General features: G+C 63.1%; 16 protein-coding genes. 12 read left to right on the top strand and 4 right to left on the bottom strand.

Going from position 1 to position 17,291, the window contains the following annotated elements:
• Positions 1-20 precede the first annotated feature (20 nt).
• Complete coding sequence (gene dgoD, locus NKJ80_RS16135) at positions 21-1,169, bottom strand: galactonate dehydratase (RefSeq protein WP_023817864.1); 1,149 nt, start codon at positions 1,167-1,169, stop codon at positions 21-23.
• Positions 1,170-1,176: 7 nt separating this feature from the next.
• Positions 1,177-1,866 carry a FadR/GntR family transcriptional regulator gene (locus NKJ80_RS16130; RefSeq protein ID WP_245259915.1) on the bottom strand — a complete coding sequence of 230 codons (690 nt, stop codon included), beginning with the start codon at positions 1,864-1,866 and terminating at the stop codon, positions 1,177-1,179.
• 245 nt (positions 1,867-2,111) lie between these two features.
• Between NKJ80_RS16130 and NKJ80_RS16125 the strand changes: the two genes are divergently transcribed.
• From NKJ80_RS16125 to NKJ80_RS16110, 4 genes are all read left to right on the top strand, one after another.
• A complete protein-coding gene (locus NKJ80_RS16125) occupies positions 2,112-3,101 on the top strand; it encodes an arabinose ABC transporter substrate-binding protein (protein ID WP_023668118.1) in 990 nt (329 codons plus the stop codon).
• Positions 3,102-3,171: 70 nt separating this feature from the next.
• Positions 3,172-4,683: an L-arabinose ABC transporter ATP-binding protein AraG gene (gene araG / locus NKJ80_RS16120; RefSeq protein ID WP_352497915.1), complete on the top strand. Its 1,512-nt coding sequence runs from the start codon at positions 3,172-3,174 to the stop codon at positions 4,681-4,683.
• A gap of 11 nt (positions 4,684-4,694) precedes the next feature.
• On the top strand, positions 4,695-5,645 hold the full coding sequence (araH, locus tag NKJ80_RS16115) for an L-arabinose ABC transporter permease AraH (protein WP_352497914.1): 951 nt from the start codon (positions 4,695-4,697) through the stop codon (positions 5,643-5,645).
• Between the two features lie 24 nt (positions 5,646-5,669).
• Positions 5,670-6,449 (top strand): SDR family oxidoreductase, encoded by a 780-nt coding sequence (locus tag NKJ80_RS16110; protein WP_352497913.1) that lies wholly within the window; start codon positions 5,670-5,672, stop codon positions 6,447-6,449.
• A gap of 62 nt (positions 6,450-6,511) precedes the next feature.
• On the opposite strand, the gene NKJ80_RS16105 is transcribed toward NKJ80_RS16110, so the two are convergent.
• Entirely contained in the window at positions 6,512-7,459 is a 948-nt protein-coding gene (locus NKJ80_RS16105; RefSeq protein WP_352497912.1) for a GlxA family transcriptional regulator, read from the bottom strand.
• 88 nt (positions 7,460-7,547) lie between these two features.
• Between NKJ80_RS16105 and NKJ80_RS16100 the strand changes: the two genes are divergently transcribed.
• From NKJ80_RS16100 to NKJ80_RS16070, 7 genes are all read left to right on the top strand, one after another.
• Complete coding sequence (locus tag NKJ80_RS16100) at positions 7,548-8,255, top strand: DJ-1/PfpI family protein (RefSeq protein WP_352497911.1); 708 nt, start codon at positions 7,548-7,550, stop codon at positions 8,253-8,255.
• Between the two features lie 121 nt (positions 8,256-8,376).
• The gene (locus NKJ80_RS16095) at positions 8,377-9,111 is read left to right on the top strand and encodes a FadR/GntR family transcriptional regulator (RefSeq protein WP_352497910.1); all 735 of its coding nucleotides are present in this window, start codon (positions 8,377-8,379) and stop codon (positions 9,109-9,111) included.
• On the top strand, positions 9,108-10,304 hold the full coding sequence (locus NKJ80_RS16090; RefSeq protein WP_023712132.1) for a PLP-dependent transferase: 1,197 nt from the start codon (positions 9,108-9,110) through the stop codon (positions 10,302-10,304). The genes NKJ80_RS16095 and NKJ80_RS16090 overlap by 4 nt, the downstream gene beginning before the upstream one ends.
• 26 nt (positions 10,305-10,330) lie before the next feature.
• Positions 10,331-11,608, top strand: a complete 1,278-nt coding sequence (locus tag NKJ80_RS16085; protein ID WP_023687906.1) for an ABC transporter substrate-binding protein — start codon at positions 10,331-10,333, stop codon at positions 11,606-11,608.
• A 268-nt stretch (positions 11,609-11,876) separates the two neighbouring features.
• Positions 11,877-12,800, top strand: coding sequence for a carbohydrate ABC transporter permease (locus NKJ80_RS16080; RefSeq protein WP_023687907.1), 924 nt, complete (start codon positions 11,877-11,879; stop codon positions 12,798-12,800).
• Positions 12,800-13,648 (top strand): carbohydrate ABC transporter permease, encoded by an 849-nt coding sequence (locus tag NKJ80_RS16075; RefSeq protein WP_023687908.1) that lies wholly within the window; start codon positions 12,800-12,802, stop codon positions 13,646-13,648. Before NKJ80_RS16080 ends, NKJ80_RS16075 begins: the two co-directional genes overlap by 1 nt.
• Before the next feature lie 3 nt (positions 13,649-13,651).
• Positions 13,652-14,719 carry an ABC transporter ATP-binding protein gene (locus NKJ80_RS16070; protein WP_023687909.1) on the top strand — a complete coding sequence of 356 codons (1,068 nt, stop codon included), beginning with the start codon at positions 13,652-13,654 and terminating at the stop codon, positions 14,717-14,719.
• A gap of 2 nt (positions 14,720-14,721) precedes the next feature.
• Here NKJ80_RS16070 and NKJ80_RS16065 read toward each other — a convergent pair whose 3' ends face one another.
• Complete coding sequence (locus tag NKJ80_RS16065; protein ID WP_081725414.1) at positions 14,722-15,564, bottom strand: AraC family ligand binding domain-containing protein; 843 nt, start codon at positions 15,562-15,564, stop codon at positions 14,722-14,724.
• Between the two features lie 246 nt (positions 15,565-15,810).
• Between NKJ80_RS16065 and NKJ80_RS16060 the strand changes: the two genes are divergently transcribed.
• Positions 15,811-17,277, top strand: coding sequence for an alpha-glucosidase/alpha-galactosidase (locus NKJ80_RS16060; protein ID WP_023687911.1), 1,467 nt, complete (start codon positions 15,811-15,813; stop codon positions 17,275-17,277).
• Positions 17,278-17,291: the final 14 nt, after the last annotated feature.

Here is a 17,291-nt window from a genome sequence, read left to right as displayed (position 1 = left end):
CTGGCCGCAAGTCGGCCGGGCTACCACTCGGCGAAGGAGCCGTCCTTGTGACGCCAGACCGGGTTGCGCCAGCGGTGGCCTTCCTTGGCGCGTTCCTTGACGTAGTCCTCGTCGATTTCGACGCCGAGGCCGGGACCATCGGGGATTGCGACATAGCCATCCTCGTAGCGGAAGACGTCCTTGTTGGCGGCATAGTCGAGCAAATCGTTTGCGGCGTTGTAGTGGATGCCGAGGCTCTGTTCCTGGATGAAGCAGTTGTAGCTGACGGCATCGAGCTGCAGGCAGGCGGCGAGCGCGATCGGGCCGAGCGGGCAGTGGGGCGCCACCGCAATGTCATAGGCCTCGGCCATCGCTGCGATCTTGCGGCATTCGGTGATGCCGCCGGCATGCGACAGGTCTGGTTGGATGATGTCGACGGCGCCTTGTTCGAACACCGATTTGAAATCCCAGCGGCTGTAGAGCCTCTCGCCGAGTGCGATCGGCGTCGAGCCGAGGGCGGCGATCTCCTTCAGCGCCTCGCGATTTTCGCTCAGCACCGGCTCCTCGATGAACATCAGCCGGTAGGGTTCCAACTCCTTGACCAGCATGCGCGCCATCGGCCGGTGGACGCGGCCGTGGAAATCGACGGCGATGCCAATGTTGGACCCAACGGCCTCGCGCACCGTGGCGACTCGTTCGACAGCCGCATCTATTCTGTCATGGCTGTCGACGATCTGCAGTTCCTCGGTGCCATTCATCTTCAGCGCCTGAAAACCGCGCGCCACCACTTCCCTGGCGCCATCAGCCACTTCCGCCGGCCGGTCGCCGCCGATCCAGGAATAGACCTTGATGCTGTCGCGCAGCTTGCCGCCGAGCAGTTCGTGCACAGGCACGCCGAGCGCCTTGCCCTTGATGTCCCACAGCGCCTGGTCGATGCCGGCAATGGCGCTCATCAGGATCGGCCCGCCGCGGTAGAAGCCGCCGCGATGCATCACCGTCCAATGGTCCTCGATCAGGCGCGGGTCCTTGCCGATCAGATAATCGCCAAGTTCCTTGACCGCTGCCTCGACCGTCAGCGCACGGCCTTCGACCACAGGCTCGCCCCAGCCGGTAACGCCGGCATCAGTCTCGATCTTCAGGAACAGCCAGCGCGGCGGGACGATGTAGGTGGTGAGCGAGATGATTTTCATGCTGGTCTCAGTTGTTCTTGAGTTTCTTGGCGCTGACCAGGTCGCGCGCCGCAAGGTCGAGGATCCGGCCTGCCGCCGCACGCGCCGCCGCGGCATCGCGCATGCGCAGCGCCTCGACCACCTCACGGTGCGCCGCCACCGCTTCCATGCGCCGGGCGAGCGAAATGGTCGCCGTTGCTTCGAGCGAGAATTTCAGCCCGGTGTCGATCAGATTGCCGATCTGGCGGAAGATCGGGTTGTGGCTCGCGGCATAGACGATCTGGTGGAAGGTGATGTCCGAGCGCGAGAAGGCGGCGAGATCCTCGCCGGCATTGGCCATGCCGCGCCAGGCGGCTTCGAGATCGGCGATCTCCTGCAGCGTCGCACGAGTCGCCGCCAGTTCAGCTACCAGAGGTTCGATGGCGCGGCGCGTTTCGAGGATGGCGTCGAACAATTTGTCGTCCAGCGCATGCGGCGCGTGCCAGGCCAGCACCTGCGGGTCGATGATGTTCCAGTTGTCCTGTTCACATACAACCGTGCCGATGCGCGGTCGCGACAGCACCAGCCCCTTGGCGGCCAGCACCTTCAGCGCCTCGCGGATGACGGTGCGGCTGACGCCATATTCGACGCCGAGTTCGTTTTCGGTCGGCAGGGACGAGCCGGCGGGATAGCGTCCGGAAAAGATGTCTGAGGCAAGCGCCTTGGTCACATCGGGCATGACGCGCGGGCGGCGGGTGTCGCCTGATGCCTTCTTCGAAGTTTCGGTCACCTCAGCCCTCCTCCAAGGCGGCGAAACCACTGATCTCACGTCCCCGGCCTTACCGGATGCGGATGATTTGCGCCAACGATCCCTGGTCAGAGCATGTAGCTCAATTATCATACCAGATCAATTGACGAGTATGATAAAAAGAATTAGAGACTCTGCATCCGGGCTGAGCGCCCGGCCATCGCTGGGAGGTAATCATGCGACTTCTGAAGACCGCGCTCGTCGCGGGCGCCCTTGCCGTGCTGTCCGTCACGACCATCGCTGCATATGCTCAGGACACCAAGATAGGTTTTATCGTCAAACAGCCCGAGGAGCCGTGGTTCCAGGACGAATGGAAGTTCGCCGACCAGGCCGCTAAGGAGAAGGGTTTTACCCTGGTCAAGATCGGCGCCGAGGACGGTGAGAAGCTGATGTCGGCGATCGACAATCTCGGCGCGCAGGGCGCGCAAGGCTTCATCGTCTGCACGCCTGATGTGAAGCTCGGCCCCGGCATCGTCGCCAAGGCCGCCGCCAACAATCTCAAGCTGATGACGGTTGATGACCGTCTGGTCGGCGCAGACGGGAAGGCGCTGGAAGACGTGCCGCATATGGGCATTTCGGCGACCAAGATCGGCGAGGCCGTCGGCCAGGCGATCGTCGACGAAATGAAGGCGCGCGGCTGGAAGGCCGACGAGGTCGGCGCCATCCGCGTCTCCTATGATCAGTTGCCGACCGCCGTCGACCGGGTCGAAGGCGCCATTTCGGTGCTGAAGGCCAACGGCTTCAAGGCCGAAAACATCTTTGACGCGCCGCAGGCCAAGACCGATACCGAGGCTGCGCTCAATGCGGCGACGGTGGTACTCAACGCCCATGCCGACATCAAGAAGTGGGTCTCCTTCGGCCTCAACGACGAAGCCGTTCTCGGCGCCGTGCGCGCTTCCGAAAGCGTCGGCATCCCGGCCGAAAACGTGATCGGCGTCGGCATTGGCGGCGCGGATTCGGCGATCAACGAGTTCAAGAAGCCGACCGCCACCGGCTTCGTCGGCACGGTGATCATCTCGCCGAAGCGTCACGGCTACGAGACTGCGCTCAACATGTATGACTGGGTCGCCAACAACAAGGAACCCGAGAAGCTCATCCTGACCGCCGGTGCGCTGGCCAAGCGCGACGACTACCAGACGGTCCGCAAGGGTCTCGGCATCGAATAATCCTCCCTGTACAAACAGGCGGCGGCTCACAGTCGCCGCCTGTTTGGCATGGCAAAAGGATAGGCGCCCCATGTCCTTTCTCGACTTCTCGGAAATCACCAAGACCTATCCGGGCGTCAAGGCGCTGTCGGACGTCTCGTTCGGCGTCGACAAGGGCGCCGTGCACGGCCTGATGGGCGAGAACGGCGCCGGCAAATCCACGCTGATCAAGATCCTGTCCGGCGACCAGCATGCCGATGACGGCGAGATCCTCATCGACGGCAAGATGCAAGCCTATGCAACGACGCGAGATGCCTTCGACAATGGCGTCATCGTCATCCACCAGGAACTGCAGCTGGTTCCCGAGCTCACTGTTGCCGAAAACCTCAGCCTCGGCCGCTTCCCCGCCAACGCCGGCATCATCGCCCGTGCCAGGATGCTGGACGATGTTGGCGCCAAGCTGAAATCAGCCGGCATCGACATCGATATCAGCCGCAAGGTCAAGACGCTGTCGATCGGCGAGCGCCAGATGGTCGAGATCGCCAAGGCGATCATGCTCGACGCGCGCGTCATCGCTCTGGACGAGCCGACCTCGTCATTGTCGTCGCGCGAAAGCGAAATCCTGTTTGCCCTGATCGACCGCCTGCGCGGCGACGGCAAGGTCATCATCTATGTCTCGCACCGGCTGGACGAAGTGTTCCGCCTCTGCGACAGCCTGACCGTGCTGCGCGACGGCAAGCTCGCGGCGCACCATGCGTCGCTGAAAAACGTCACACGCGACCAGGTCGTCGCCGAAATGGTCGGCCGCGAAATCTCCGATATCTGGGGGTTTCGCCCACGCCCGGCCGGCGATGTCCGGCTGAAGGTCGACGCTGTTTGCGGAGTAAAACTGACGACGCCCGCCAGCTTCGAGGCGAGGGCGGGCGAGATCGTCGGCTTCTTCGGCCTGATCGGCGCGGGGCGCTCGGAACTGATGCGGCTGGTGTTCGGCGCCGACCCGCGCTCAGGTGGCACCATTACCGTTGATGGCAAGGTCGTGCATGCCACCGATCCGCATGACGCGATCCGCGCCGGGATCGTTTTGTGCTCGGAAGACCGCAAGCATGACGGCATCATCCAGGGCCGCTCGATCGAGGAGAACATCAACATCTCGTCGCGGCGTCATCACACACGCTTCGGAATCTTGAACCGCGCCAGCGAGATCGCCACCGCCGAGACCTTCATCAAGAAGCTCAAGGTGCGCACGCCGTCGCGCAAGCAGGACATCATCAACCTCTCCGGTGGCAACCAGCAGAAGGTCATTCTCGGCCGCTGGCTGTCGGAGCAGGGCGTGCGCGTGCTTATCGTCGACGAGCCGACACGCGGCATCGATGTCGGCGCCAAAGCGGAAATCTACGAACTGCTCTACCAGCTTGCCGAAGACGGCATGGCGATCGTCGTCGTCTCGTCCGAACTGCCGGAAGTGATGGGCATTTGCGACCGCATCCTGGTGATGTGCGGCGGGCGCATCAGCGCCGAACTCGCGCGCGACCAGTTCGCCGAAAAAGCGATCCTGGCCGCCGCTCTTCCCGATCAGAAAACCCCCGACGCGATCGCATCCTGAGGATCTTTGCCATGACCGATCAGTTGAAGAAGATCCTGCTCGGCGAACAGGGCCTCGTCGTGATCTTCATCGTCGCCTTCGCGCTGGTGTCGCTGCTGGTGCCGAACTTCCTCACCGACCGCAACATGCTCGGCCTGCTGCAGTCGGTGGTCACCGTCGGCATTGTCGCCTGCACCATGATGTTCTGCCTTGCCGCGCGTGACTTCGACCTCTCGGTCGGCTCCATCGTCGCCTTTGCCGGCATGGTCGCGGTGATGGCGTCGAACTATACCGGATCGATCATCCTCGGGATTCTTGCGGCAATCGCCTGCGGCGCCTTTGTCGGTTTCATCAACGGCGTCGTCATCGCCAAGTTCCGCATCAACGCGCTGATCACGACGCTTGCTACCATGCAGATCGTGCGCGGCCTTGCGCTGATCGCATCCGATGGCCGCGCCGTCGGCATCAACAGCCCGGATTTCTACCAACTGGCGCTGTCGAAGCTGTTCGGCATTCCGACGCCGGTCTGGGTCCTGGCCGTGCTGTTCTGCATCTTCGGTTTTGTCCTCAATCGTACCGTGTTCGGCAAGAACACGCTGGCCATCGGCGGTAACCCGGAGGCTTCGCGCCTGGCCGGCGTCAATGTCGACTGGACGCGCATCTGGATCTTTGCTCTGCAGGGCGTGGTCTGTGGCATCGCCGGCATCCTTTTGGCCTCGCGCATCACGTCGGGCCAGCCCAATGCGGCGGTCGGGCTTGAACTCTCGGTCATCTCGGCCTGCGTGCTCGGCGGCGTCTCGCTTGCCGGCGGCCGCGCCACCATGTCGGGCGTCATCGTCGGCGTGCTGATCATGGGCATCGCCGAAAACGCCATGAACCTGCTCAACATCCCGGCGTTCTACCAATACATTGTGCGCGGCGTGATCCTGCTGCTTGCCGTTTTGCTCGACAATCTGCGTTCGTCGGCACTGGGCCGGCGCTGACCATCTTCCAGTGGAGTGACAGCCATGGCTGAGCGCCTGTCCGGCAAACGCATCTTCCTCACCGGCGCCGCGCAAGGCATTGGGCTTGCCATCGCTGAAGCTTGCCTCGCCGAAGGGGCAAGGCTGTTCCTGGTCGATCGCGACGGCGCGCTGCTGGACAAAGCGGTCGCCGGCCTAGCAGCGCCGCAGGGCCATGTCGGGCATACCGCAGCCGACATCAGCGACGGGGCCGCGATTGCCGCTGCCGTCAGCCGGGCGACCGACGCGATCGGGCCGATCAACGCGCTGATCAACAATGCCGGGATGAATGTGTTCTCGACGCCGCTCGAGGCGACCGAGGAGGAGTGGAATCGAAATTTCGATGTCAACGTCAAAGGCGCCTGGAACTGCGCCAAGGCGGTGCTGCCGGGAATGATCGCAAATGGCGGTGGCGCGATCCTCAACATCGCCTCGACGCACAGCTTCACCATCATCCCTCATACCTTCCCCTATCCCGTGGCCAAGCACGCGCTGCTTGGGCTGACCAAATCGCTGGCGCTGGAATATGCCGGGCAGGGCGTGCGCGTGAACGCCCTGGCGCCCGGCTATGTCGAGACGCAGAAGGCGACCGACTATTGGAACAGCTTTGCCGACCCGGCGGCCGCGCGCGCCAGGACGCTGGCGCTGCATCCAGGCGGCCGCATTGCCTCGGCGCGCGAGATCGCGCTGGCCGCTGTGTTCATGATTTCTGAGGAATGCCCGTTCATGAACGCCGCGACCCTCGTTGTCGATGGCGGGCTCAGCCAGCTACAGCATCCCGCCTGAATGCTAGAGAGGCTCTATTTCTACGGCGTCGACCGCCGGCTTAATGGCGCGAGCCGTCGCGATCAGAAACGCTCGCGATAGGCGCGCGGATTGGTGCCCAGCACGCGCAAAAAACCGCGCCGCATGGTTTCTTCCGAGCCGAAACCGCAGCGGCGGGCCGTCTGGTTGACGGGCTGGCCCCGCTCCAGCATCCGTCGCGCCGCCTCGATCCGGATCTCCTCGATCGCGCGGGCGGGTGTCCGGCCCGTGGCCTCGCGATAGCGCCGCGAGAAGCTGCGCGGGCTCATATTGGCGTGGTCGGCCAACAGCGTGAGCGACAGGTCGCCGGCCAGATTTTCGAGGATCCAGCCATGCAGCCGGTCGAAGCGCCCGTCGCCTTGCTGCAGCTTGAGGGTTTGGCTGAACTGCGCCTGGCCGCCGGGACGTTTCAGGAAGACCACCAATTCGCGCGCCACGGCAAGCGCCGTGTGCCGGCCAAGGTCGGCCTCGACAAGGGAGAGGGCGAGATCGATCCCCGCCGTTACGCCGGCGGATGTCCAGACATTGCCATCGCGGATGAAGATCGGATCGGGTTCGAGGCGGACCGCGGGAAAGCGCCGGGCGAACTCCGCGCAGCGTCCCCAATGGGTCACCGCGCGGCGGCCGTCGAGCAGGCCAGCCGTCGCCAGCAGCATGGCGCCGCTGCAGACGGAAGCGGTTCGCGTGGCATCGCGCGAGCGGCTGGCAATCCATTCGACCAGCTGGGCATCGTCGCAGGCCGCGTTGACGCCCCATCCGCCGGGGACAAGCAGCGTGTCGATCTCACCTCTGTGGGTTGGCAGCGCCGTGGCCTCCAGCACCAGACCGGCCGAGGTCCTTATCCGGGGCGAGGCGGCGACGACCACGACCTCGTAGGGGGCCGGCTCGCCCGCCTGCCGCTTGAAGTCGTTGGCGCTGGCAAAGACCTGGAGCGGTCCGCTGACGTCGAGGAGCTGGATGTCGGGATAGGCAAGCACTTCGATACGGCGCATCGGGTTTTGGCCTGAAACGAGGGGTGAATGGCAATCGTGCCAAACCATGATGCCGTAGATTGCCCGAAGTCAACCCACGGAGATTTCCATGCCCCTTCGTTTCGGCATCCTCGTATTCCCCGACGTCCAACAACTCGACCTCACCGGCCCATACGAAGTCCTGGCATCGGCCAAGGATGCCGAGGTGGAACTGATCTGGAAGGATCGCAACCCGGTGATGTCGTCGACGCACCTCTCCCTCACCCCGACGGCGACCTTTGACGATTGCCGGCCCCTCGACGTGCTGTGCATTCCTGGCGGGGGCGGGGTCAACGCGCTGCTGGAGGACCAGACAGTCCTCGATTTCGTGTGGGAGCGCGCGGGGCAGGTGCGCTACATCACCTCCGTTTGCAGCGGTGCCCTGGTGCTTGGGGCGGCCGGACTGCTGAGGGGCAAGCGCGCGACCACGCACTGGTATGCGCATGATTTCCTCGAGGAGTTCGGAGCGATCCCGGTCGACGAGCGTATCGTCGAAGACGGCAAGCTCATCACCGCCGGCGGTGTCACTTCCGGGATCGATTTCGGCCTGGCGCTGGTTGCGAGGCTGCTTGGACAGGGGGAGGCCGAGATCGTGCAGCTCTCGCTCGAATACGCCCCGGCTCCTCCCTTTCGGTCCGGCACGCCCGCCGAGGCGTCGCCTGCGGTGCTGGCGCAGGCAAAAAAGCGCCTCTCTGGTTCGAGGCGGGTTCGCGAGGCAATCTTCGCTCGCTGGCGCGAGGCTCGCGCCGCCGCTGCGCCGGCGCGCATCCACGGCTGAAGCAGCAAGGCCGAAGGTGCATCCCCTGGCCCTTCGGCCTTGCTGCGTTTCCACTGTTGACAGGTCCCTTCGTCTGTGCAGAAATTGGTTGGACCATTGAACCACTTCGGTAATAGCCCCGGTGACCGAATTCAGCCTTCCGCCGATCCAGACGACGGCCCGCGGCGACGCGGTGCTGAAGGCGTTGGCCGGCTTCGTCATGCGCGAGAAGCTGGAACCCGGTGAGAGGCTGCCGACCGAACGCATCCTCGCTGAGCGTCTGAAGGTCAGCCGCAACACGGTGCGCGAGGCGCTGACGCGCTGGGAAGGGCTTGGCCTGGTCGAGCGCCGGCAGGGCTCGGGCACCTATCTCAAGGCCGCCGTCTCGCTCGACATGCTGCACATGCCGCTGACGCTTGCCGGCGGCAATGATTTCACCGGCCTGATGCGCACGCTGGAAATCCGCCGCGCGCTGGAAGCGGAAGCCGCCGCCCTTTGCGCCATTCGTGCCGACAAGGACGACCTCGCCGAGATCGAGCGCAAGCTCGACATCATGGAGGAAGAGTTTCTCAGCCGCGCCGGCATGTCGTCGGAAGAGGACTGGGAATTCCATCAGGCGATCTACCGCGCCTGCGGCAATCCGCTGTTCGAGCAGATTATCGCCGCCATGCACGAACTGTTCCACCGCTTCTGGGAACATCCGCTCGGCGTGCGCGATTTCGGCCACGCAAGCTTTCCCTACCACCGCACCATGTTCGACTGCATCGCCGCGCACGATCCGGAAGGCGCCCGGGCCGAAGCGCTGAAGCTGATCGCCACGGTCGAGGACGATTTGAAGCGCGGCGCCGCCAACCTCAAACTTTCGGTCCGCACATGAACGAGCACAGCTTCGACCCCGGCATTTCCGGCAGCGACTATCTCGCCGAGGCGGCGACGCTTCTGGCGCATGACGACCCGTTCCCCGGCAATGCGGTGGTGCCGCCGATCTACCAGACCTCGCTGTTCACCTTCGCCAGCTATGCCGACATGGCCGACACCTTTGCCGGGCGCAGGAAACAGCCGATCTATTCGCGCGGCGACAATCCGACGGTGATGGAATTCGAGTCGCGCGTCGCAGCGCTTGAAGGTGCTGAAGCCGCGCGTGGTTTTTCGAGCGGCATGGCTGCGATCAGCGCGACGTTGCTGGCTTTCGTCGGCGCAGGCGAACGCATCCTTGCGGTGCGCAATTGCTATGGCGACGCCTACCGACTGTTCGAGCGGCTGTTTCCGCGCCTGCATATCAAGGTCGACTATGTCGACGGCTCCGATCCGGATGCGGTGGCCGCGGCACTTCCCGGTGCGAAACTGCTCTACCTGGAAAGCCCGACCTCGATGATGTTCGAGCTGCAGGATCTCGAACATCTGACGCGGCTGGCGAAAGAGCAGGGCATCGTCACCACAATCGACAATTCCTGGGCGACGCCGGTGTTCCAGAAGCCGATCCTGCACGGCGTCGATCTGGTGCTGCACTCGGCCTCGAAATATCTCGGCGGCCACAGCGATACCGTCGCCGGTGTGGTGGCGGGCTCGGCCGCCCATATCAAGCACATCAACGACCAGACCTACTCGCAGCTTGGCGCAAAGCTGTCGCCCTTCGAGGGCTGGCTGCTGTTGCGCGGCCTGCGCACGCTGCCGCTGAGACTGCCGCATCACATGAAGAGCGGGCTCATCATCGCCGAGCGCTTGAAGGCGCATGACAAGGTCGAGCGGGTCAATCATCCCGCCTATTCCAACCATCCCGGCAAGAAGACGCTTGCCGGCTATGCCGGGCTGTTCTCCTTCGAGGTGACGGAGGATGTCGACATTCCCGCTTTCGTCGATGCGCTGAAATTTTTCCGCATCGGCGTCAGCTGGGGCGGTCATGAAAGCCTCGTCGTGCCGGCAAAGGCCTCGCTCGAGCAGACACCGGGTCTCAATTCGATGGCGCGCTTCGGCGTCAGCCCCCGAACCATCCGCTTCAATGTCGGATTGGAAAGCGTCGAAGACCTCTGGGCCGACATCGGCCAGGCCTTCGACAAAGCAAAAAAATGACTGGGTTCAAAATGGGAGTTCTGAACATGAAACGACTGAGCATCATGCTTGCCACCGCTGCCGGCCTGGCGATGTCCGCCAGCGGCGCATTGGCCGACACCACCCTCAAGCTGGTCGAGGTCATCACCAGCCCGCAGCGCACCGAATTCCTGAAGAAGCAGATCGCCGAGTTCGAGGCCGCCAATGCCGGCGTCAAGGTCGAGGTGGTCTCGCTGCCCTGGGGGCAGGCCTTCGAGAAATTCCTCACCATGGTGCAGGCCGGCGATACGCCCGACATCGTCGAGATGCCGGAGCGCTGGATGGGCCTGTACGCCACCAACGGCCAGCTCGAGGATCTCGGCCCTTACATGGCCAAATGGGACGACGCCAAGACGCTGGGCGACCGCGCCAAGCAATTCGGCTCGACCGTCAACAACACCCAGTTCATGATCCCGTACGGCTACTATGTGAATGCGCTGTTCTGGAACAAGAAGCTGTTCAAGGAGGCCGGTCTCGACGGCCCGCCGGCGACGCTCGACGACTTCATCGCCGACTCCAAGAAGATCTCCGCCATTCCGGGCAAGTACGGCTACTGCCTGCGCGGTGGCCCGGGCGCCTTCAACGGCATGCACATGTTCATGAACATCGCCGCTGGCAAGGGCGGCTACTTCAACGAGGACGGCACCTCGACCATCAACGAGGAGGGCTCGGTCAAGGGCCTGCAGATGCTGGCCGACATGTACAAGGACGGGCTGGCGCCCAAGGATGCGGTGAGCTGGGGCTTTAACGAGACCGTCACCGGCTTCTATTCCGGCACCTGCGCCATGCTCAACCAGGATCCGGATGCGCTGATCGGCATTGCCGACAAGATGAGTGCCGACGATTTTGCCGTGGCGCCGCTGCCTGTGGGGCCAAGCGGCAAATCCTATCCGACGCTGGGCTATGCCGGCTGGGCGATGTTCGCCAATTCGCAGCACAAGGACGATGCCTGGAAGCTGATGGCGACGCTGTTGTCGCCCAAGGACAATCTCGAATGGGCCAAGGAAGTCGGCGTCGTGCCGATCCACAATGGCGCCGACCAGGATGCCCACTTCAAGACCGAGCAGTTCAAAGGCTGGTTCACCGAACTCAGCGACGCTTCCAAATATGAAATGGTGACGCCGCCGACACATCTGGAGAACCTCGGCAATTTCGTCGACCAGGTGGCGATCAAGAATTTCCAGGAAGTGCTGCTCGGCCAGAAGTCGGCCAAGGACGTTGCCGATCAATGGGCCGCGTTCCTGACCAAGGAACAGCAGGACTGGCTGGCCAAGAACAAGAAGTAGTTCTTCCACCTTCTCCCCGTTTACGGGGAGAAGGTGGCCCGAATGCATGTCGCCCAAAAGTGCGTAGCGGTTTTGGGACAACGACATGCACAGACAGGCCCGGATGAGGGGCAGCTCGAGCACCCCAAGGCTGGCGCCGCCCCTCATCTGCCTGCCCGTCCTCCGCAGCAGCTGTGCTGCAGCTACGGAGGGTGGACCGGCATCTGTTCCCCAATGAACGGCGACGCTTGTTGCCAATCCGCTCCTCCAGGAGACGATCCAGAAGCCAATGACCTACGCCGTACCCGAAATACGATCCGCAGGCCGACCGCGAAAGAAGCGGCTGACGCATGCAGCAATCGAGCCCTGGCTTTATCTCAGCCCGGCGATCGTTCTGCTGGTCGTGGTGCTGCTGGTGCCGCTGATCATCGGCATCAGCTATTCGTTCCGGAAGTTCTCCGCCTTCAAATCCGAATATGTCGGCCTCGGCCAGTATCAGGCGATGCTGACCGACCAGGTGCTGGGGCAGGCGCTGGTCAACACGCTCTGGTGGACCGTCGCCAGCCTGTTCTTCCAGTTCTTCCTCGGCCTGGGTCTGGCGTTGCTGCTCGACAAACCGTTTGTCGGGCGCAAGTTCGTGCAGGCGGTGGTGTTCCTGCCCTGGGCGGTGCCATCTTTCCTGTCGGGCCTGACCTGGGCGTGGCTGTTCAATCCGATCATCGGACCACTGCCGCATTGGCTCTTCACGCTCGGGCTGAAGGCCGAGCCGACCAATGTGCTGTCCGATCCGGCGACCGCCATGTGGGGGCCGATCATCGCCAACATCTGGTTCGGCATTCCGTTCTTCGCCATCACGCTGCTGGCGGCGCTGAAGTCGATCCCGTCGGAACTGCATGAGGCGGCCGCAATCGACGGCGCTTCGCCTTGGCAGCGCTTCACCAAGGTGACGCTGCCGTTCCTGGCGCCGACCATCGTCATCACCGTCATGCTGCGTACGATCTGGATCGCGACCTTCGCCGATCTGATCTTCGTCATGACCGAGGGCGGGCCGGCAGGCTCGACCAGCACGGTGCCGGTCTACATCTATGTCAGTGCCTTCAAGTCGCTGGACAAGGGCTATGCCTCCGCGGTGGCGGTGCTGCTCTTGATCTTGCTGATCGCCTATGCGATCGCGCTGATCGCCATCCGCCGCTTGCTGGTGAGGCACGTCTGATGATTGCCGGACGCTCCACCTCCTCGCGCATCTTCAGCGGCATCGGCCTCTACGCGGCGATTGCCGCCTATATGATCTTTGCGCTGTTTCCGATCTTCTGGACGCTGAAGATTTCGGTAACGCCGGAGCGGCTGCTCTATTCCGAGGGCATCACGCTGTGGCCGTCGCAGACCTCCTTCCGCAACTTCATCACTGTCCTGGAAGCCTCTGACTTCCCCCGCTATTTCCTCAACAGCGTTATCGTCTCGGTGTCGACGGCGGCCCTGGTGACAGTCATCGCCACGCTCGCCGGCTACGCCATGTCGCGCTTCACCTTTCGCGGCAAGGCAACGCTGGCGATCATGCTTTTGCTGACGCAAACCTTCCCGCTGGTGATGGTCATTCCGCCGATCTACCGCGTCATGGGCGAGCTTGGCCTGACCAACAGTCTGGTTGGTCTGATCATCATCTACACCGCCTTCAACACCGCCTTCGCCACCTTTCTAATGCAGTCCTTCTTCGACGGCATTCCGAAGGATCTGGAGGAAGCGGCGATGATCGACGGCTGCACGCGGGCGCAGGCGATGCGCAAGGTGATCGTGCCGCTGACCTTGCCCGGCATGGGCGCCACGCTCGGCTTCGTCTTCACCGCCGCCTGGAGCGAATTGCTGTTCGCGCTGATGCTGATCTCCAGCGACGACCAGAAGACCTTTGCCGTCGGCCTGCTCACCTATATCGGCAAGTTCGCCGTGGACTGGGGGCAGATGATGGCGGCGTCGATCCTGGCGCTGATCCCGGTCTGCATCTTCTTCGCCTTCCTGCAACGCTATCTCGTCACCGGCCTCACCGCCGGCGCGGTCAAAGGATAATCGATGGCTTCCGTCACGCTGCAAAACGTCGAGAAGGATTACGGTTCGCTGCGCATCCTGCACGGCGTCGACCTCGAGATCGCCGATGGCGAGTTCGTCGTGCTGGTCGGCCCGTCCGGCTGCGGCAAGTCGACCCTTTTGCGCATGATTGCCGGGCTGGAGGAGGTGTCGGGCGGCGAGATCCATATCGGCGATCGGCTGGTCAACGATGTCGCGCCGAAGGACCGCGATATTGCCATGGTGTTCCAGTCCTACGCGCTCTATCCGCACATGGATGTGTCGTCGAATATGGGTTTCAGCCTGCTTTTGAAGAAGGCGGAGAAGACGACGATCGACGGCAGGGTAGGGGCGGCGGCCAAGCGCCTCGGCCTCGACAGTTTCCTCGGCCGTCTGCCCAGGCAACTGTCCGGCGGCCAGCGCCAGCGCGTCGCCATGGGCCGCGCCATCGTGCGCGATCCCAAAGTGTTTCTGTTCGACGAGCCGCTCAGCAATCTCGACGCCAAATTGCGCGTGCATATGCGCGCCGAGATCAAGGCGCTGCACCAGCAGCTCAAGACCACATCGGTCTATGTCACCCACGACCAGATCGAAGCCATGACTATGGCCGACCGCATCGTCGTCATGCATGACGGCTATGTGCAGCAGGTCGGCCATCCGCTCGAACTCTACGATCGGCCGATCAATACTTTTGTGGCCGGCTTCATCGGCTCGCCCGGCATGAATTTCTTTCCGGCGACAGTGGCCAAGGGCGGCAAGGTGGACGCGGTGCTGGCCGACGGCCAGAAGCTGCGGTTGCCTGATGGCTTGCCGTTGAAGGATGGCGATGTGCTTACTGTCGGGCTACGGCCGGAGCACATCCAGCTTGCCGACGATGGTCCGCTCAGGGCAGAGGTCGAGGTGGTCGAGCCGCTCGGCCTGTCGACGCAGTTCTATGTCCGGCTCGCCAACCAGCTGGTTTGTGTCTTCGTCATGGGGCGCAGCACTATCCGGCCTGGCGATAAGGTGCGGCTGTCTGCCGATCCGGCGGCGCTGCATCTGTTCGATCCCGCAAGTGGCAACCGCATCGGGTAATCCTATCGAAGGCTGCCCAGGCTGGCATACATGCCGGTGGTGCGGAACTGCGTCGGGTTGATGCCGTAGAGCCGGCGGAAGACTTTCGAGAAATAGTTGGCGTCCTCGAAGCCGCACAGGATGGCGACCTCCTTGACCGGCAGGAAATCGGCTTTGGTTAGCAGCTTCGCCGCCCGCTGCAGCCGCTGCTGCAGCACGAACTCGGCCGGCGGAACGCCTTCGCTCTCGGCGAAGCAGCGCGAGAAATGGGCGCGGCTGAGGCCGCTGATCTGGACGAGCTCGGCCACGGGCAAGGGCTTGTCGAGATTGGCGTTGATATGATCGATGACCGGCTGCATGACGCTCTGTTTCTCAGTGAAGGCGTGCGAGCCGAAGACATCGTCGTAAAGCGCCATCGCCGCCTCATAGGCGATTGCCGAAGCAGCGCCAGGCGAAGCGCCGCCCTTGATCAGGCGCAGGCTGCAATCGGCGAGATGATCGATCGTCTCCGGCTGCAGCCGAAACACCGGGCCGGAGACGCTGAGTATGGATTTGTGGACGCGCAGCGCCTCCTCGCCATTCATCGAGATCCAGAAATATTCCCAGCGGTCGCCCTTCTCCAGCCAGTAGCGATGGTTGTGTGGCACCAGCACCAGCAGCGTGTCGTTGGCCTGCAGGCGGTAGTTGCGGTTCTCGTAGCGCAGCTGGCCGGTGCCGCTGATCGTGTGCTGCAGCACGGTGAACGGTGTCTGGCCGCGCTTGCGCCCATCCCAGTCATAGGTCACGCCCTCGCGTACTTCATAGCCGGTGCTGGTTGGCATGGCATGCAGGCGCTGGCGGCCGCGCGGCAGCGAGATGGTGCGCATCAACTGTCCGTTGGCGATCAGATCATGCAGCACAAAATTACCCTCGAAAGCATAATCGTTCTCTGGCCGCGCCCTGGAATAACGGCATAATCCAAATCCTGAGAACGCGAAAGACCCGCGGTCGAGGAGCGGGCGGGGAGGAGAACGAGCCGGAATTCCGGCTCGAATGGCATGCGCGCCGAGGCGAGCCGCCATTCCCTTTCCTGTTGCTCCTTACCCGGCATTCGAATGCATCGAGGTGAGGTGATGAGTTTCAAAATCGCTATTATCGGCGCCGGCAGCGTCGGCTTCACCAAGAAGCTGTTCACCGATATTTTGTGCGTCCCGGAATTCAGCGACATCGAATTCGCGCTGACCGATCTCAGCGAACACAATCTGCAAATGATCAAGGCGATCCTCGACCGCATCGTCGAGGCCAACAAGCTGCCGACCAGGGTGACGGCGACGACCGACCGCCGCAAGGCGCTGGAAGGCGCGCGCTACGTCATCAGCTGCGTGCGGGTGGGCGGGCTCGAAGCCTATGCCGACGATATCCGCATTCCCTTGAAATACGGCATCGACCAGTGCGTCGGTGACACGATTTGCGCCGGGGGCATCCTCTACGGCCAGCGCAACATCCCGGTCATCCTCGACTTCTGCAAGGATATATTGGAGGTCGCCGAGCCAGGCGCCAAATTCCTCAACTATGCCAACCCGATGGCGATGAACACCTGGGCGGCGATCGAATATGGCAAGGTCGATACGGTCGGCCTCTGCCACGGTGTCCAGCACGGCGCCGAACAGATCGCCGAAGTGCTCGGCGCCAAGTCGCACAGCGAACTCGATTATGTCTGCTCCGGTATCAACCACCAGACCTGGTTCATCGATTTGCGGCTCAACGGCCGCAAGATCGGCAAGGACGAACTGGTGGCTGCCTTCGAGGCGCATCCGGTCTATTCGCAGCAGGAAAAGCTGCGCATCGACGTGCTGAAGCGCTTCGGCGTCTACTCCACCGAAAGCAACGGTCATCTCTCCGAATATCTGCCCTGGTATCGCAAGCGGCCGGACGAAATCACCCGCTGGATCGACATGTCCGATTGGATCCATGGCGAGACCGGCGGCTATCTTCGCTACTCCACGGAAACCCGCAACTGGTTCGAGACGGAATATCCGCAATTCCTCGAAGCGGCGTCGAAGCCGCTCGACGTATCGAAGCGCTCGAACGAGCATGCCAGCCATATTCTCGAAGCGCTGGAGACGAACCGCGTCTATCGCGGCCACTTCAACGTCAAGAACACCGGCATCATCACCAATCTGCCGCAGGACGCGATCATCGAATCGCCCGGTTTCGTCGATCGCTTCGGCATCAACATGGCGTCAGGCATCACGCTGCCGGAAGCCTGCGCGGCCACCTGCATGGCTTCGATCAACGTTCAGCGCATGTCGGTGCATGCGGCTGTTACGGGCGACATTGACCTGCTCAAGCTCGCGGTGCTGCACGATCCGCTGGTGGGTGCGGTGTCGACGCCGGAAGAGGTCTGGCAGATGGTCGACGAGATGGTCGTCGCCCAGGCGCGTTGGCTGCCGCAATACGCCGATGCCGTGCCGGCCGCCAAGGAGCGGCTTTCGAAATCAATGGTGAAAACCCGCGACTGGGCGGGTGCGGCGCGGCGCAAAGTGCGCTCGATCGAGGAACTGCGCGCCGAAAAAACGGCCCTGAAACAGGCCGGCTGAGAATGCTGGCAGTC

The sequence above is a fragment of the Mesorhizobium sp. M0030 genome (assembly GCF_040323695.1).
In the GTDB taxonomy this organism is placed as follows: domain Bacteria; phylum Pseudomonadota; class Alphaproteobacteria; order Rhizobiales; family Rhizobiaceae; genus Mesorhizobium.
This window is presented reverse-complemented; position numbering and strand designations above follow the sequence as displayed.

Bases quoted from the DNA above. Each gene is read 5' to 3' on its own strand.
- NKJ80_RS16105 (WP_352497912.1), bottom strand. From the start codon at position 7,459: ATGCGCCGTATCGAAGTGCTTGCCTATCCCGACATCCAGCTCCTCGAC.
- NKJ80_RS16130 (WP_245259915.1), bottom strand. From the start codon at position 1,866: ATGCCCGATGTGACCAAGGCGCTTGCCTCAGACATCTTTTCCGGACGC.
- NKJ80_RS16065 (WP_081725414.1), bottom strand. From the start codon at position 15,564: ATGCGCACCATCTCGCTGCCGCGCGGCCGCCAGCGCCTGCATGCCATG.
- NKJ80_RS16085 (WP_023687906.1), top strand. From the start codon at position 10,331: ATGAAACGACTGAGCATCATGCTTGCCACCGCTGCCGGCCTGGCGATG.
- NKJ80_RS16060 (WP_023687911.1), top strand. From the start codon at position 15,811: ATGAGTTTCAAAATCGCTATTATCGGCGCCGGCAGCGTCGGCTTCACC.
- araG (WP_352497915.1), top strand. From the start codon at position 3,172: ATGTCCTTTCTCGACTTCTCGGAAATCACCAAGACCTATCCGGGCGTC.
- NKJ80_RS16110 (WP_352497913.1), top strand. From the start codon at position 5,670: ATGGCTGAGCGCCTGTCCGGCAAACGCATCTTCCTCACCGGCGCCGCG.
- NKJ80_RS16125 (WP_023668118.1), top strand. From the start codon at position 2,112: ATGCGACTTCTGAAGACCGCGCTCGTCGCGGGCGCCCTTGCCGTGCTG.
- NKJ80_RS16080 (WP_023687907.1), top strand. From the start codon at position 11,877: ATGACCTACGCCGTACCCGAAATACGATCCGCAGGCCGACCGCGAAAG.
- NKJ80_RS16075 (WP_023687908.1), top strand. From the start codon at position 12,800: ATGATTGCCGGACGCTCCACCTCCTCGCGCATCTTCAGCGGCATCGGC.
- dgoD (WP_023817864.1), bottom strand. From the start codon at position 1,169: ATGAAAATCATCTCGCTCACCACCTACATCGTCCCGCCGCGCTGGCTG.
- NKJ80_RS16090 (WP_023712132.1), top strand. From the start codon at position 9,108: ATGAACGAGCACAGCTTCGACCCCGGCATTTCCGGCAGCGACTATCTC.
- araH (WP_352497914.1), top strand. From the start codon at position 4,695: ATGACCGATCAGTTGAAGAAGATCCTGCTCGGCGAACAGGGCCTCGTC.
- NKJ80_RS16100 (WP_352497911.1), top strand. From the start codon at position 7,548: ATGCCCCTTCGTTTCGGCATCCTCGTATTCCCCGACGTCCAACAACTC.
- NKJ80_RS16070 (WP_023687909.1), top strand. From the start codon at position 13,652: ATGGCTTCCGTCACGCTGCAAAACGTCGAGAAGGATTACGGTTCGCTG.